Raw genomic sequence first — 14,840 nt, 5'->3', positions numbered from 1 at the left:
TTTTGACTCCTTACGACTTGTTTATAAATTTTTGATAGGCTTGGTCAATCGTTTGCTGATCACAGTCCATTACAACCATAGCCGTTGCGTAATCTTGACCATGACTAATCGATACTTTGGCATGTTTTATTATTGGACCTGCTGTAATCTTAGGTCGTCCTCTCTCGTCATTGATAATTGAAATATCAGAAAACTTCAAGTGTCCAATCCCTGTACCCATAGCTTTAACATAAGCCTCTTTAGCACAAAAGCGGCCAGCCAAATAAATGAGCTGCCGCTGAGAGGAATATTTATCAAATACTCGTAGTTCTTGATCTGATAATATTTTATTTGGAAAAGCTTTGTGTCTAGCTAGGGCCTTAGCAATCCGATCAATTTCTACAATATCAATTCCTATCTCCATTATAATACCTCAAATATTAACGCTCTTTTTTCTTCATCTTAAAATTTTTCTTGTTAGACTTTGAATAGTTGCCTTTATTACCACCGGAATATTTATTGCGGTTTGATTTGCCAGACTTTTTGCGATAGTTGTCACGATTATTCCGTTTTTTGCGGTCTGCATTTGGTAATGGTTTTTGCGGTGAAATCGAAACGGCAATTTCACGGCTTTCTGAAACAATTTGTCCTAAAAGGGCTGCTACTAAATCTTCCGCTTCATAGTTAGCTAAAAGTAGTTTAGCATTTTGCCGACTATGATTCACCTGGTCGCCTTCTAATTGCTCATTAATCTGTTCGATAATTTGGTGGATTTGTCCTTGTTGTGCTTCTTGAATGGTTGGTGGTTTCATCGGTTGCATTTGTTTACCGACTAATTTTTCGATGGTTCTTAAATAAGGCATTTCAGTCGGTAAGACAAAGGTTAATGACAAACCTTCATTGCCTGCACGCCCTGTACGCCCGATACGGTGAACATAAGACTCAGGATCTTGCGTAATATCATAGTTATAGACGTGAGTAACGCCTGTAATATCTAATCCTCTGGCGGCAACATCAGTTGCGACTAAGAGTTCTACATTGCCTTTTTTGAAGGCGTTAATCACGCTAGACCGTTTCTGTTGAGTAATATCACCATGGATCACTTCTGCATTGTAACCTCTTAGGTTTAGACCACGGCCGACTTCATCGACACGCTTTTTAGTCCGACAGAAGATAATCGCTTGCTTAGGCATTTGAACGTCAAGAAAACGTGATAAGGCATCAAATTTCTCATCGTCACGGCACTTAGCATAAAATTGCTCAATCAAGTCTGCTGTTACATGTTTTGTTTCAATATGTACATGAGCTGGTGATTTAAGAAATTGATCTGCTAAGTTTCGAATTGCTGGTGGCATAGTCGCTGAGAAGAGTAACGTTTGTCTTGCTTGAGGTGTTTTAGAAACAATCGACTTAATATCTTCAATAAAACCCATATTTAGCATTTCGTCGGCTTCATCTAAAACCAAAGTTTGTACATGCTCTAATTTCAAAACTTTTCGATTGATTAAGTCTAATAGTCGTCCTGGAGTCCCCACAATAACTTGTGGTTTATTACGTTTAATACGCTCAATTTGCTTACCGATTGGTGAGCCACCATAGACCACATAAATACGCGAACGAACGCCTTTTCCTAAACGAAATAACTCTTCCTGAACTTGGATAGCGAGTTCTCTTGTTGGAGCTACCACTAAACTTTGAATATTATCATGGTTGGTTTCCAGTTTATTTAATAAAGGCAGACCAAAGGCTGCTGTTTTTCCTGTTCCTGTTTGCGCTTGACCGATTAAGTCACGGCCCTCCAGTGCTACAGGTATTGCTTTTTGCTGGATGGGAGTTGGCTCTTCAAAACCTAACTCATCAAGTGTTTTAACTAATCGTTCATCTAGTTGTAAATCTTTAAATTTCAAATAATTCTTCCTTTTCTTCTATTGATAAGAATTTCAACAAGGGACTGGGTATTTACCCCAGCCCCACTATCATCTGTTTATAAAGTTTTTAAACCTTATGGTTGATCATTGTGTTTTGATTCCAGTTAACGCCGTCACAACGCTCAGTAAGTCAACACCGAAGCTAGACTTAACTAGGATGACATCTTCATTTGATGTCTCTATACTAAGAGCGTCTATCAAACGTTGATGATCTGCTTTTTCATAAAACAACTGTTCCTTTGCAAAAGTTTTTTGCAATTCATCGTATAAATAAGCCATCTGGTCGCCAAACAAGTATACCTTATCTAACACGCTTACGTCCAGTGAATCTTTTAAACTACGATGATATTCTTCACTTTGGGCTCCTAACTCCCTAATATCACCCAAAACAGCAATTTTACGGCCCGCACCTTCTACTTCAACATCAGCCAAAGTATTTAAAACAGCTCGCATGGAAGTTGGACTGGCATTGTAAGCATCATTTAAAAGTCTAGCGCCATTTTTAGTGGTTAACCATTGTACCCGATTGGCTGTCAGTTTAAATTGTGATAATTGGAAAATAGCTTGTTCGGTAGGAACTTCTAATAGTTTAGCAATGCTTAGAGCAATTAAAGCATTAGTAACATTATAGGCTCCAATGATTGGGATCGAACATAACACATTTTCATCAATATTCGTGCGGAAAAAAGTTTTATTATATTCTTGATTAATAGCGTAAGCATAAAAATCGTCACTTTTTTCAAAACCAAAGCAGTAACTTTTAATTTTAACCTGTTTTTTTTGCAACTCTGCTTCAATTAAAGGCTCATTGCCAGGGTATAAGAAAATACCATTGGAAGTGAGACCATCTAATATTTCTAATTTTGCTTGTGTAATGCCTTGCCGACTCCCTAAAAATTCTAAGTGGCTCTCTCCGATAATAGTCACTACAGCAATATCAGGCTCAGCGATTTTACTTAATCGACTAATTTCTCCAAAGTCACTCATCCCCATCTCTAAGACACATACCTGCGTATCTTCAGGCATTTGCAATAGTGTATAAGGCATACCAATTTCGTTATTATAATTCCCTTGGGTTTTATGGACACTATATTTTGAAGTTAAACTCATGGCTGTCATGTCTTTAGCAGTTGTTTTACCATTACTCCCTGTGATACCTATCACAATAGGCTGAATAAGATGACGATAATAATTTGCTAATTGATGAAAGGCCGCTAATGTATCTTCAACCTTGATAACAATTAATTGTTCAGAGGGTGCTTCTTCTATAGGACGTGACCAAAAACAAGCGATGGCACCATTATCTATTGCATTTTGAATATAGTCATGACCATCCGTAGTACCCCCTACTAATGGGACAAAAAGACTAGCCTTTTTGACCTTACGTGAGTCAAACTCTACACTGGTAATTTCTTGACCTAAGACTGGCTGATAATTAAACGGATTTAGTTTTAAAGTCTTGATGATTTCGTTAATTTGAATTGCTTTCAAAGACTCGCTCCCTAACTTTTATAACTTTTCATTTGAGACTTTGTTTTATGTCGGCTCAACCCTAATTGAATGAGTTCTTCAATTAAGTCCCGATATTCTAAGCCTGTTGCTTTCCAAAGACTTGGATACATCGAGTATTGGGTGAATCCTGGCATGGTATTTAGCTCATTAATGTAAATATCATGGTTAGCAGTGACAAAAAAGTCGGCCCTTGCTAATCCAGAACCATCAATCACCCGATAAGCTTTTTTCGCATAGTTTTGAATTTCTTCAGATAGACTTTCAGGTAAATCAGCTGGAATTTCCATTTCAACCGTATTATTAATATATTTTTCGGAATAATCGTAGAAATCTTGGGTTTTTACCAATCGTCCCACACAAGACACGTGAATATCTTCATTACCTAAAATGGCTACTTCACACTCATCAGCACTAATTCCTTGCTCAACCACAATGCGACGGTCATACTTCAAAGCTTCATTAACTGCTTCAATTAGCTGATATTTATCTTGAGCCTTAGAAATCCCAACACTCGATCCCATATTAGCTGGCTTGACAAACATTGGGTACAGTAATGTTCCTTCAGCTTTAATAATTAAGTTTTCTTGCTGATTTTTCCACTCTACATCATCAAAGGAAACATAGGGAACTTGAGGAATGCCTGCTTGGGTAAATAAAGATTTAGAAATGATTTTATCCATACCATTTGCTGAAGCGGTAATCCCTGCTCCAACATATGGCATATCTAAAACTTCTACAAAGCCTTGAATAGTGCCATCTTCACCATTAGGACCGTGTAAAACAGGAAAGACTATGGCATCCTCCTCTTGAATCTCTCCCGGTTTTATAACCACTCCTTTTGAAGGTGTGTTTGTGGTTGACCACTTTGCATGATCGGATTCATTAAATATTAATTGCTGATCACCTAAAGAAGGTTCATTCATTTCCGGCCCTTGAATCCATTGCCCATCTTTGGTGATATAAATCGGCTGCACTGTATATAAATTGTACATAATTGCTTGCGAAATATTATGAGCTGAAATAATAGAGATCTCATGCTCAGCACTTTGCCCACCATATAGTAATATTATTTTCATTGAGTTCCCTCCGTCTTGTCTTCCAACTGTTGGCTTAAGTCTTCGATGCGCCATTGACTGGTTGATTCTTGGTAAATTATCTGTCCAACAGCATCTTTACGATCGAAATTACGTGTTAAATAAGTTAATTCATCCTCAATTATATATAGAGGGATACTCCAAGTATCATTTTCTTTAATGGCTTGTTTTAAATCAATTTTTAACCCATTCATAAATAGGGGGCTTAATTCCTCTACTAGTCTAACGGGCATTGGTGCTATTACTTTTTTCCGTCTTGTAAACCACCCAACATTTTCATTGATTATGTTAGACAGATGTTCACTTAGAGCCCGAGCAAAGCGCCCATAAAAGTGAGACATATGCCGATAATATGTTTTATTTAAGCCATTTGACATGGTTAAATAAACATAGTTATTTTGCAACTTATAAAAGAAAGGTGATCTCAAGGCTTTATTAGCGTGAAAAAGGTAGAGTAGTTCTGAAATTTCAACGGGGGTTAATTGGTGCATCAATTCCATACTATCGAAATCAATCCAATTAGACATTCGACGCCCTTCTTTTTGACAAAGTTCAAAATAGTTTAAAACTTCTGTCTGATTGCGTAGAATTTTAAAATCCGTTTGAACGTCAAAACGACCGAATTCTTCCGGTGCATTCGCTAAAATAATATTTTGTGGTAAATATTGACGATTGAAATCCATTATTTTTAGGCTTATTCCTCGCGTCATAAAATAATTAGTAACGGCATCATAATGCACATAAAGATTAATCCGATTCATTCTCTACCTCCTTTCTTTTAAAGATCGGTAACTCACATTCTACTCTCTTTGATTTCCAATGCAAAGCCTAATTTTAAAGAAGGCATAAAATTATTAGTCAAAAGAGACTTGAGGTGCTTGACGAGCAGCTTCTGGAGCTTCTAAATAAGTTTTCTCGCCAAATCCATGGACTCCCGCTACCACATTGTTAGGAAAAACTTGAACCTTCTCATTATAGGTTTGTACACTTGAATTATAAAGTTGGCGAGAAACTGCAATCTTGTTTTCTGTATCTTCAAGTGATCTTTGTAATTCTTGAAAATTAGCGTTCGCTTTTAGATCAGGATATTGTTCCGCTACGACAAGCAAACGTGATAATGCTGAAGTTAAGCTGTTAGATTTACTATTGATCATTTCTGGACTTGCATCAGCAGGTAGATTAACTAACTGCTGACGCGCTTTGGTCACATTTTCTAGTGTTTGGCGTTCGTGCTCAGCATATCCTTTAACTGTTTCAACCACATTCGGTATCAGATCGTTTCTTCTTTGAAGTTGAACGTCAATTTGACTAAAAGAACCTTCTACCCCGTTACGAGCTTTAATTAAATTGTTATAAACACCTACCCAAAAAAGAGCTATTATACCTATTACACCTAACAAAATATACATAAACATATCCTTAGCACATCCTTTCATATAAATCTATTATAAGCGATTGCAATAAAAGAGTGAATATAAAGCTATTATCTTTAACACCTTAATATCAGCGAAGATGAAGCACCATTATTTATTCTTAGACTTTAACGAGTCAATGAGGATGCCGCTTCTCTATCTAAGAGTACGTAAACATTCCGATGCTTTTGTAAAACACTAGCCGGTAAGTCTGATGTAATAGGGCCTTCAATCATACCTCGTACAGCTTGAGCCTTTTGACTACCAAAGGCCATAATTATTATTTTTTTAGCTTTTATAATAGCTCCCACACCCATCGTAATTGCTTTGGTAGGCGTTTCTTCTTTAGAACCAAAAAAACGTTGATTATCATCAATTGTAGATTGCGTCAGACTCACTAGGGATGTGCCAGCTTCTAAATCGGACCCAGGTTCGTTAAACCCTATGTGGCCATTCGAACCCAAGCCTAATAGTTGCAAATCAACCGGATTGTCTTTAATTACTTGATCGTATCGAGCTAACTCAGCATCGATATCTTTAGCCTGTCCATTCGGAATAAAAGAGCCTTTAAAGGGTTTGTTTTTGAAGAGATGGTCATTCATATAGAAAGCATAACTTTGAGGATTCTCGTCATCTAATCCAACGTATTCATCCAAATTAATTGCAACAGCCTGACTGAAGTCCATATCCGACTGACTTAAAAGCTCATATAATCTTTCCGGGGTCGATCCAGTCGCCATACCATATACATCAGCCCCCTCTTGCTGACTAAGCTTGAATATTTCTAAAGCTCTTAATGATGCCTCTTCTGAACTGTTATAGATTTCAACTCTCATAATAAATCCTCCTTAAGTATTAGGCTTTTTTCTTTTAAATAGTTTATCATTAAATATATATTTAACAAAGCAACATTAAATGACATTCTTCTCAAGCTGGCAACATTCAGGTAACAAACCACATAAATTAAATAATTAATGATAAACTAGTATTAACAAATCATTAGGGAGGAGAGCATAAAAGTGTGTGAGAAAAACAAGCTAAAATTAAACCATTCAAAGACTATTCTATGCTTTATAATGTTGATGTGTTTTTTTATCATCAGCATCAAATCTCCCTATATTGAAACGCAAGCTTCAGGCTTCCACAGGCTATCCAGTCCAGTTGAGACTAATCCCGTTAAAAACCCAAGCAACAAACAAACCACCAGCGTTGAAAAACCCGAGGATGAATCAACAACTACCACCCAGGAAGTGATTGCTCCTACTCCACCGATTACTTTCGATCCGAATGAAAGTACTCAAACAAGTCGTCAAGCTAGTAAAGATGAGTCAACAATCACAAGCAATCAATTAACAACCGTCACTAACGATCAAGAAGATAATGATAATCGTAGTCAAGAAAAAATAACGACAACTCAGGAAAAATCCGAAACCTCTGAGCTGTCCGAGCAAACTACCACTTCTAAAGAAGTGGCCTTCGAAGCTGGTAAATTAACAGTTATTAAAAAAGATACCGTCCCATTGGCGTATATTCTCACTGAATTCGCCACCACCCTTTATGAAAATTCCGATTTTATTCAATCAATCTATTATCAAGGGGCCTTTCTAATTCGCCATCTATTAATTATTCCCGATGCAGACATCTTGACATTATTTGATCATAAAATTATTCGCTGGCTCAATCTTTATGCAGAGTATTTTATGCAAAATAAAACGACTCCATAATCCTTGAAGCGCTACTAAATAAAAGAATATTTTTTCTTTTAACAGTTGATTTTAAAGGATTTTATTAGTATCTTATTTCTATTTTAAATAACTCTTATTGTCCATCTATTCCATTTTTTTGATTATATAAGATTTTCTTATTGTTTTAATAAGCTTTTCAAATGATTTCTCATTAAGTTTAAAAAAATTTATATCACAAAGCTTAATCTTATATGGTTAAGCTTCTTTTTATTAATAAAATATCATATAAAATTTTTAATACTCTAACTATACCAATCGGAATAAAATTAGTGTATAATATTGTTAAAATGATATATTGTAGGGAAGATATAAAATAAGGAGGGTCGCTATGTATATTTCTAATATTAATTCAGCTTCTGTTAAACTAGACAGTATTCAATCCGAAAAAATCACATCCAGTCAAAGTTTCACAGTCCAATCTTCAGATAAATTGGTTTTAATTTATGTTCATAAAGGGGCAGCTGATTTCATCTCTGAAGAGAAAATAGGTGGTTTTAAGAAACGTGATATCATCATCCTAAATCCTAACCATTCGATTGAAATCCAACCAATCCGTAAATTAGAATGGTTTCGTGTTGAAATTTCCGGAATTTTGTTTACTTCATCTGCTGAAATTGAATCAATGGATAATATTTTTATCGTTTGCGATCAATCGCAGACCATTAAAAATTACTTAGATCTTGCCCTTATCGAATATAAACAACCCTTTAGAGGGTCTGAACTTGTTTTAAGAAAACTAATTGAGTGTGTCATGGTTCATGTGCTGAGGCACCATGAACTGTCCATTAAAGACTCCTCTATTCAAGTGCGTCACCAAGAAATCGAAATAATCAAAAACTATATTCGTGAACATTTTTCTGAAAAAGTAACTCTTGAACAGCTTTCTGATATTGTTGATATCAATAAATACTATATGATTAGACTGTTTAAACAACAAACAGGACTTTCTCCCATTGATTATTTAATTCATGTGCGACTGTCTGAAGCAGAAAAACTGTTAGCTCAAACGTCTATTACGATTTCAAAAATTTCTGATATAGTTGGCTTTCATTCTCCTTCACACTTTTCAAAAACATTTAAGGAAAGTAATCATATGACCCCTTCAGCTTATCGACGAAAGTTTTCTAGTTTAGCTTAATAAAACAAAGCGCTCCATGAAAATTCTATTTCATGAAGCGCTTATTTTATTCAATCCCTCTAACTTGGCGAATAACATCTGCAATTTTATGCACATACTTATCCACTAATTCGTCGGTCGGAGCTTCGGCCATTACTCGCAGTAATGGTTCCGTTCCACTTGGGCGAACTAAAATTCTTCCTTCACCGGCCATTTCTTTTTCAACCGATTCAATGACTTGTTGAACTTTTGCTTCTTCTAAAACAGTATGTTTATCTCTAACTCGAACATTGACTAACTTTTGCGGATAGATGATGACCTCTTCTGCTAATTCCGATAGTTTCTTCCCCGTTTCACTCATAACAGCCATTAATTGTACGGCTGTTAATAGACCGTCTCCTGTTGTGTTTAAATTTAAGAAGACGATATGTCCAGATTGTTCACCACCTAAGGTATAACCACCTTCACGCATAGCTTCTACAACATAGCGATCTCCAACATTCGTTTTTATTGCAACCATTTCATTGGCTTCTAAAGCTTTATGGAAACCTATATTACTCATAACCGTTGAGACAATCGTATTATCATTTAATCGTCCTTTTTGCTTCAGATGATTTCCACAAATAAAGAGTATCTTATCTCCATCAACTAGATTTCCCTTTTCATCAACTGCAATTAAACGATCTCCATCACCGTCAAAGGCTAATCCTAGATCCACTTCTTTTTCCTTAACTAGCTCTTGCAAAGCTTTTGGATGAGTTGATCCAACCTGATCATTAATGTTTATCCCATTAGGTCGATCACCCATGGTGTAAAAATCAGTGTCTAAATCAGCAAATAATTGATTGATTAAGGGTGAAGTGGCTCCATTTGCCGCATCAATAGCGACACTCAATCCACTTAATTCAACTGAAATAGTTGATTGTAAAAAGTTCAGGTATTTTATAGTTCCTTCATGGAATTCGTCTATTAAGCCTAAGCCTTCAGCGGCTGGTCGAGGCAAATTATCTTCTTCTGAATCTAGTAGTTCTTCTATTTCTTCTTCTTGCTGATCAGATAATTTAAAACCATCGGTACCGAAAAATTTAATCCCATTATCTTCTGCAGGATTATGTGAAGCAGAAATCATGATCCCAGCTACAGCATTTTGCGTTTTAGTTAAATAGGCTACGGCTGGAGTGGGTACAATACCCAATTGCATCACTTCAATCCCAACTGACAAAAGACCTGCGGTTAAAGCAGCTTCTAGCATTTGTCCAGAAACACGTGTATCTCTTGCAACTAAGACTCTTGGTGTTTCAACAGATTCAGCGTGCTGTAAAAGAACATATCCTCCATATCGACCTAATTTGAATGCTAGTTCTGGACTTAATTCCTGATTAGCAACTCCTCTAACACCATCCGTTCCAAAAAATTTTCCCATTTTCTTCTCCTTTTTAAATCTTATAAGTGAGCTTTCTTAAATCTTTTCATTACGTTACTATTGACTTAATTTCACTGGCTCGATTATAACTTCTACTTTAGCCTCATTGATACTCGCGCTCGAAATACCACTCGGTAAATTCAGTAACCCTATAACTTGACCTGATTCTGTCTGTTCGGAAACATCTACAACAAGTTCTACTTCTTTAATCGGATTAAGGATTTTCTGACTACCAAATAATGTGACTTTATCTTGACCAACAATGGAATAACGATAATTATTTTTTGTATTATCTTCTCCTATAGCAGTAATTTTCAAAGGAAATTCTTTCGAGTTTTGGACAATGTTCACTTGTGCTTTAATATCCATTGTTTCTGAGTTCACATCGAGAGGCTTTCCATCTTTGTCTAAAATTTGTAAGCGATAATTACCTGCAAAGGATTCTGCAACCGGTTGGTTAGAGCGAATACTAATGCCCACAAAATCAATGGCATTAATGGCTCTTTGACTGCCTACTAATTTAACTTCTTTTGGATCAATATTAACAGACTCTACCTTAAAATCTGATTCTAATTGAAGATCATCAAGTGAAACTTCAACAGCAACCGTCACAACTTTACGCTGTTGGACCTCTACTTTTACTTTAGAAGGCGAGATGGTATAAGTGATTTCATCGGGTAAGCCGTCTATTAATAATAATAGTTCTCGATCACCAATTTGACCTTTAGAAATTTTCTCAGTTTGAACCATAATGTTTTCGCGTGTCACTTGGTTCAAAATATTTTTAGGGCCATCAAGACGAACGGTCACACTTTCTTTAAGATCACTAACGTAAATATCATCGGGATGATCGCCTAAATATAATGGCACATTATACAAAGTCTCCGATGTATTAAAACTAGAAGCTAATTGAGAATTCACGGCTGCATTACGGGCATTGTTTTCGTTAGTAACAAAAGTATAAATAAATAGAGCAAAAATTAATGAAATAATTCCCACAGCCCAGTTTTTTTCAAATATCTTATTCATTATTTTTGCCTCCTTTACTTGAGCGCATCCTGTTAAAGAGGGTTTTAAACATATTAGAATCTTGACTTTTTGAGTCTTTTTTTTCTATCTCTGTATAAAGATATTTGTTAAGCAAATCATGTAGTTCTTCTTTATCTAGATCACGATGTAAAAAATCATTCTTTACAATACTAATTGCGCCCGTTTCTTCGGATACTATTAATGTCAAAGCATCTGTTTTCTCTCCCAGTCCAATTGCCGCCCGGTGCCTTGTTCCTAATTCCTTAGGAATTAATTTACTTTCCGAAAGCGGTAAATAACAAGAGGCAGACGCAATTCTAAAGTCATTGATAATGACTGCTCCATCATGCAAAGGCGTGTTGGGAATAAAGATATTGATTAATAATTGACTAGAAATTTCAGAATCTAATGTTGTCCCAGTACTAATATATTCTTCTAAAGAATCTTCACCTTCAATAGAAATGAGCGCTCCAATTTTACGCTTTGACATATAGAGTAAGGATTTTTTTAAATCCTCAATTAACTCTTCACTCGGATTTCTTGAAGATTGTCTATTTCTAAAAAGGATTTTCCCTAAACTTTCTAACGCTTTTCGCAATTCAGCTTGGAATAAAATAATAAGGGCGACTACTCCCCATGAAATAACTTGCCCCAATAGCCAATCGATTGTTTGTAAACCAATTCCTTGACTTACAAATTTGGCAAAAATAATTAAGCCTATTCCTTGCAAAAGATTCATTGCCCGAGATTGTTTAGCATAGCCTATTAATCGATAAATAATGAACCAGACAATGAAAATATCCAGTAAACTCACAAATGGATGGTTGCCTAGGAACTGATTGAGCCACTCTAGCATCCTTTCACCTACTTTCAACTTAATTACTATTTTACCATAGTCTCATTAACCCATGGTAAAATTTATTTATTGACCCGCTGCCTTCTTAAAGTAAAATGATCCGGTATAGGATCTAATCCTCCTTCACGGAAGGGGTGACATCTTAAAATACGTGCTAAACCCATTAAAGAACCTTTAAGTGCTCCAAACCGCTCAATCGCTTGAATGGTATAACTTGAACAAGTTGGTGAATAGCGACACGAAGGAGGCGTTAAGGGGGAGATGTATTTTTGGTAGAATCTTATCATTCTAATAAATATCTTTTGCATTTTTTACCTCCAATCATTACAATAACCATTTTCTTCTATTATAATAGTTTATGTAGAAGTTACCAAGTAGGAGGAAAAATATGAACAAATTAGCTACAAAAAAACTACTAGACGCTATGCAGAAAAAAGATATCTCACAATTTTTAATATCTGACCCCTCTACAATTGATTATTTAGTAGGATACCATACAGATCCTGGTGAAAGACTTTTATTATTATCAATTAAGCGTAATGGACAAATGCAACTGATTCTTAACCAATTATTCCCTACTTTTAAGGAAAAAGATAATCTAGCTATTAAATATTATAATGATGGAGAACCCATTATTAGAGAATTAGCTGAAGGTTTAGAGGCTGGTAATATCGGTATTGATAAAAACTGGCCAAGTCATTTTTTAATTAACTTGATGAAACAACATCCTAATGCTGAATATGTAAATGGAAGTCCCTTAGTGGATAAAATTCGTGCTATCAAATCAAAAGAAGAAATTGATATCATGCGGGAAGCATCACATCGGAACGATCAAGTCATGCAAGCACTGATTAAAAAGATAGATGCAACCACTAGTGAAAATGAAATAAAAGAACAACTAGCTTCATTATATAAAGAGTACGAATGCGACGGCTTTTCATTTGAACCGATTATTGCCTATGGACCCCATGGTGCTGACCCCCATCATAGTACCGATGATAGTTTACCTCAAGTGGGACAAAGTATCATCATTGATATTGGATCAAGTTATAAAGGATATTGTTCAGATATGACTCGAACTGTCTTTTTTGGCGAAGTGTCCGATAAGCATAAAGAAATCTATCAAACTGTTTTAAAAGCGAACGAAGAGGCTATCAAACAGGTAAAACCAGGGGTGTCATTTGCATCCATTGACTTAACCGCAAGAAAAATCATCGAAGATGCGGGCTATGGTGAATACTTCACTCACCGCACCGGACATTTTATTGGTAGAGACGTCCATGAATATGGGGATGTTAGCCAACATAATCATAATAAAGTAGAAGTGGGAAATGTTTTTTCAATTGAGCCCGGTATCTATCTTCCAGGTGAAATGGGCGTACGCATAGAAGACCTAGTTGTCGTTACAGAAACAGGCTGTGAAGTCATCAACTTAGCGAATAAAGAACTAACCATTCTGCCTAACAAATAAAAAATAACCCTTGTGGCTAATGTAAGCTGCAAGGGTTTCTTAATTTTTTTAATCATGAAGTGCCAGTCCAGCATCATTTAACCATGCATAGACGAGACCAATAACAAGTCCGCCACCAATAAAGTTTGCAACCCAAGCAACAGTCCAAGCTAAAAGAACAGGCACTAACTGAAGAGCTTCTGCTTGATAATTACTAAAAGCAACTAAACTAAATGATCCAAAGTTAGCCACCACATGTTCATAACCTAAAAACACAAACATGAAGATAGCGCCGAAAACAATAACTATCTTAGCAATTTCTTCTTTGGCCAATAAATAACCAACAATTGCTATGTTTACAAAGGTGTTGGCTAAAATCCCTTCGATGAAGATCAAAGCTAAATCTTTACCTAACTTTCCATTTACAGTAGTAACAATAAAGCTTTCAGCAGTCAATTGACTGAAAGCGCCTGTTTGGGCAACGATAAAGGCCGCTACAAAAGCTCCAACTAGATTACCAAGGGTACAAAATAGAAGAATCTGAACGGTCTTGTTAGGACTTATAAACTTGTGATAAGTACCTGCCGTTAAATACATCATATTTGAAGTAACTAATTCTTGATGTAGGAATAAAATAAATAAAAGACCAAAAGCAAATAGGATTGAATAAACGAACTTGCCAATATGAGGAGCTCCAACATTAATATAATCCGCAGCATAAACGCCAATAGCTGTAGCTAATACTAACATAGCTCCTGCATACATAGAACGTACAAAATAACGCGCTTTACTCTGTTCGAACAATCCAACCTTCTTATTTACAGAAGACTCAATGATCTTAACAAACTGTGACTCATTTACAATATTTTCTCTCATTCTTTAACTCCTTTAAAGTTATTTAACAACATTCTATAGTTTAGAGGTTTATTACTTTATTATCAAGTTAAAATAATAGAAATTATAGCAAGAATAATGAAAGTTTAAAGACAGTGAGTGGATATAAGTTTTGAAATTATAACTTAACTAGTATTACAGGGAAATCTTTCTTCAAAAATAAATTGAAGAAAAGAAAAAGCTTTATTAGAAGAAGTTAAAGAGAAATTCTTCGTAATAAAACTTAAAATTGTTTATTTATTTTATAAAAGCCACCTGCCGGGATTGAACCGGCGACCTCTTCCTTACCATGGAAGCGCTCTACCTGCTGAGCTAAGGCGGCAAAAAGAAATCTATAAAAAAAAAGACTCCGCCAGTAGGGCTCGAACCTACGACATCATGATTAACAGTCATGCGCTCTG

Annotated in this window: 15 protein-coding genes and 1 tRNA gene; 3 read left to right on the top strand and 13 right to left on the bottom strand. The window is 35.7% G+C overall.

Annotation, left to right across the window (positions count from 1 at the left end; all coding sequences use genetic code 11):
* Positions 1 to 10: 10 nt before the first annotated feature.
* From acpS to ACQV2R_RS04860, 7 genes are all read right to left on the bottom strand, one after another.
* Positions 11 to 403, bottom strand: coding sequence for a holo-ACP synthase (gene acpS, locus ACQV2R_RS04890; RefSeq protein WP_428873975.1), 393 nt, complete (start codon positions 401 to 403; stop codon positions 11 to 13).
* A gap of 16 nt (positions 404 to 419) precedes the next feature.
* A complete protein-coding gene (locus ACQV2R_RS04885) occupies positions 420 to 1,886 on the bottom strand; it encodes a DEAD/DEAH box helicase (protein ID WP_428873974.1) in 1,467 nt (488 codons plus the stop codon).
* Positions 1,887 to 1,991: 105 nt separating this feature from the next.
* Entirely contained in the window at positions 1,992 to 3,398 is a 1,407-nt protein-coding gene (locus ACQV2R_RS04880; protein WP_428876575.1) for a UDP-N-acetylmuramoyl-tripeptide--D-alanyl-D-alanine ligase, read from the bottom strand.
* An 11-nt stretch (positions 3,399 to 3,409) separates the two neighbouring features.
* A complete protein-coding gene (locus ACQV2R_RS04875) occupies positions 3,410 to 4,495 on the bottom strand; it encodes a D-alanine--D-alanine ligase (protein WP_428891891.1) in 1,086 nt (361 codons plus the stop codon).
* A complete protein-coding gene (locus ACQV2R_RS04870) occupies positions 4,492 to 5,274 on the bottom strand; it encodes a hypothetical protein (protein WP_428876574.1) in 783 nt (260 codons plus the stop codon). The genes ACQV2R_RS04875 and ACQV2R_RS04870 overlap by 4 nt, the downstream gene beginning before the upstream one ends.
* Before the next feature lie 93 nt (positions 5,275 to 5,367).
* Positions 5,368 to 5,928, bottom strand: coding sequence for a LemA family protein (locus tag ACQV2R_RS04865; RefSeq protein WP_428873969.1), 561 nt, complete (start codon positions 5,926 to 5,928; stop codon positions 5,368 to 5,370).
* Between the two features lie 125 nt (positions 5,929 to 6,053).
* Positions 6,054 to 6,761, bottom strand: coding sequence for a glucosamine-6-phosphate deaminase (locus ACQV2R_RS04860; RefSeq protein ID WP_428875116.1), 708 nt, complete (start codon positions 6,759 to 6,761; stop codon positions 6,054 to 6,056).
* Between the two features lie 183 nt (positions 6,762 to 6,944).
* Between ACQV2R_RS04860 and ACQV2R_RS04855 the strand changes: the two genes are divergently transcribed.
* Both ACQV2R_RS04855 and ACQV2R_RS04850 read left to right on the top strand, forming a co-directional pair.
* The gene (locus tag ACQV2R_RS04855; protein WP_428891890.1) at positions 6,945 to 7,649 is read left to right on the top strand and encodes a hypothetical protein; all 705 of its coding nucleotides are present in this window, start codon (positions 6,945 to 6,947) and stop codon (positions 7,647 to 7,649) included.
* 349 nt (positions 7,650 to 7,998) lie between these two features.
* The gene (locus ACQV2R_RS04850) at positions 7,999 to 8,808 is read left to right on the top strand and encodes a helix-turn-helix domain-containing protein (RefSeq protein ID WP_428891889.1); all 810 of its coding nucleotides are present in this window, start codon (positions 7,999 to 8,001) and stop codon (positions 8,806 to 8,808) included.
* Positions 8,809 to 8,854: 46 nt separating this feature from the next.
* Here ACQV2R_RS04850 and glmM read toward each other — a convergent pair whose 3' ends face one another.
* The 4 genes from glmM to yidD all read right to left on the bottom strand — a co-directional run bounded on the left by glmM (position 8,855) and on the right by yidD (position 12,403).
* Positions 8,855 to 10,210 carry a phosphoglucosamine mutase gene (gene glmM / locus ACQV2R_RS04845; RefSeq protein ID WP_428875113.1) on the bottom strand — a complete coding sequence of 452 codons (1,356 nt, stop codon included), beginning with the start codon at positions 10,208 to 10,210 and terminating at the stop codon, positions 8,855 to 8,857.
* A gap of 57 nt (positions 10,211 to 10,267) precedes the next feature.
* Positions 10,268 to 11,239 carry a CdaR family protein gene (locus ACQV2R_RS04840; RefSeq protein ID WP_428875112.1) on the bottom strand — a complete coding sequence of 324 codons (972 nt, stop codon included), beginning with the start codon at positions 11,237 to 11,239 and terminating at the stop codon, positions 10,268 to 10,270.
* The gene (cdaA, locus tag ACQV2R_RS04835; protein WP_428873962.1) at positions 11,232 to 12,095 is read right to left on the bottom strand and encodes a diadenylate cyclase CdaA; all 864 of its coding nucleotides are present in this window, start codon (positions 12,093 to 12,095) and stop codon (positions 11,232 to 11,234) included. The genes ACQV2R_RS04840 and cdaA overlap by 8 nt, the downstream gene beginning before the upstream one ends.
* 62 nt (positions 12,096 to 12,157) lie before the next feature.
* Positions 12,158 to 12,403 carry a membrane protein insertion efficiency factor YidD gene (yidD, locus tag ACQV2R_RS04830; RefSeq protein WP_428873961.1) on the bottom strand — a complete coding sequence of 82 codons (246 nt, stop codon included), beginning with the start codon at positions 12,401 to 12,403 and terminating at the stop codon, positions 12,158 to 12,160.
* Between the two features lie 80 nt (positions 12,404 to 12,483).
* Between yidD and ACQV2R_RS04825 the strand changes: the two genes are divergently transcribed.
* Positions 12,484 to 13,566 (top strand): M24 family metallopeptidase, encoded by a 1,083-nt coding sequence (locus tag ACQV2R_RS04825; protein ID WP_428876569.1) that lies wholly within the window; start codon positions 12,484 to 12,486, stop codon positions 13,564 to 13,566.
* Between the two features lie 48 nt (positions 13,567 to 13,614).
* Here ACQV2R_RS04825 and ACQV2R_RS04820 read toward each other — a convergent pair whose 3' ends face one another.
* Positions 13,615 to 14,421: a formate/nitrite transporter family protein gene (locus ACQV2R_RS04820; protein ID WP_428873959.1), complete on the bottom strand. Its 807-nt coding sequence runs from the start codon at positions 14,419 to 14,421 to the stop codon at positions 13,615 to 13,617.
* A 267-nt stretch (positions 14,422 to 14,688) separates the two neighbouring features.
* A tRNA-Thr gene (locus ACQV2R_RS04815) sits at positions 14,689 to 14,761 on the bottom strand.
* Positions 14,762 to 14,840 lie beyond the last annotated feature (79 nt).

This window comes from Facklamia sp. P12937 (assembly GCF_050409505.1).
In the GTDB taxonomy this organism is placed as follows: Bacteria; Bacillota; Bacilli; order Lactobacillales; family Aerococcaceae; genus Facklamia.
Note: the sequence above shows the minus strand (reverse complement) of the source record. Positions and strands in the feature narration are given on the sequence as shown.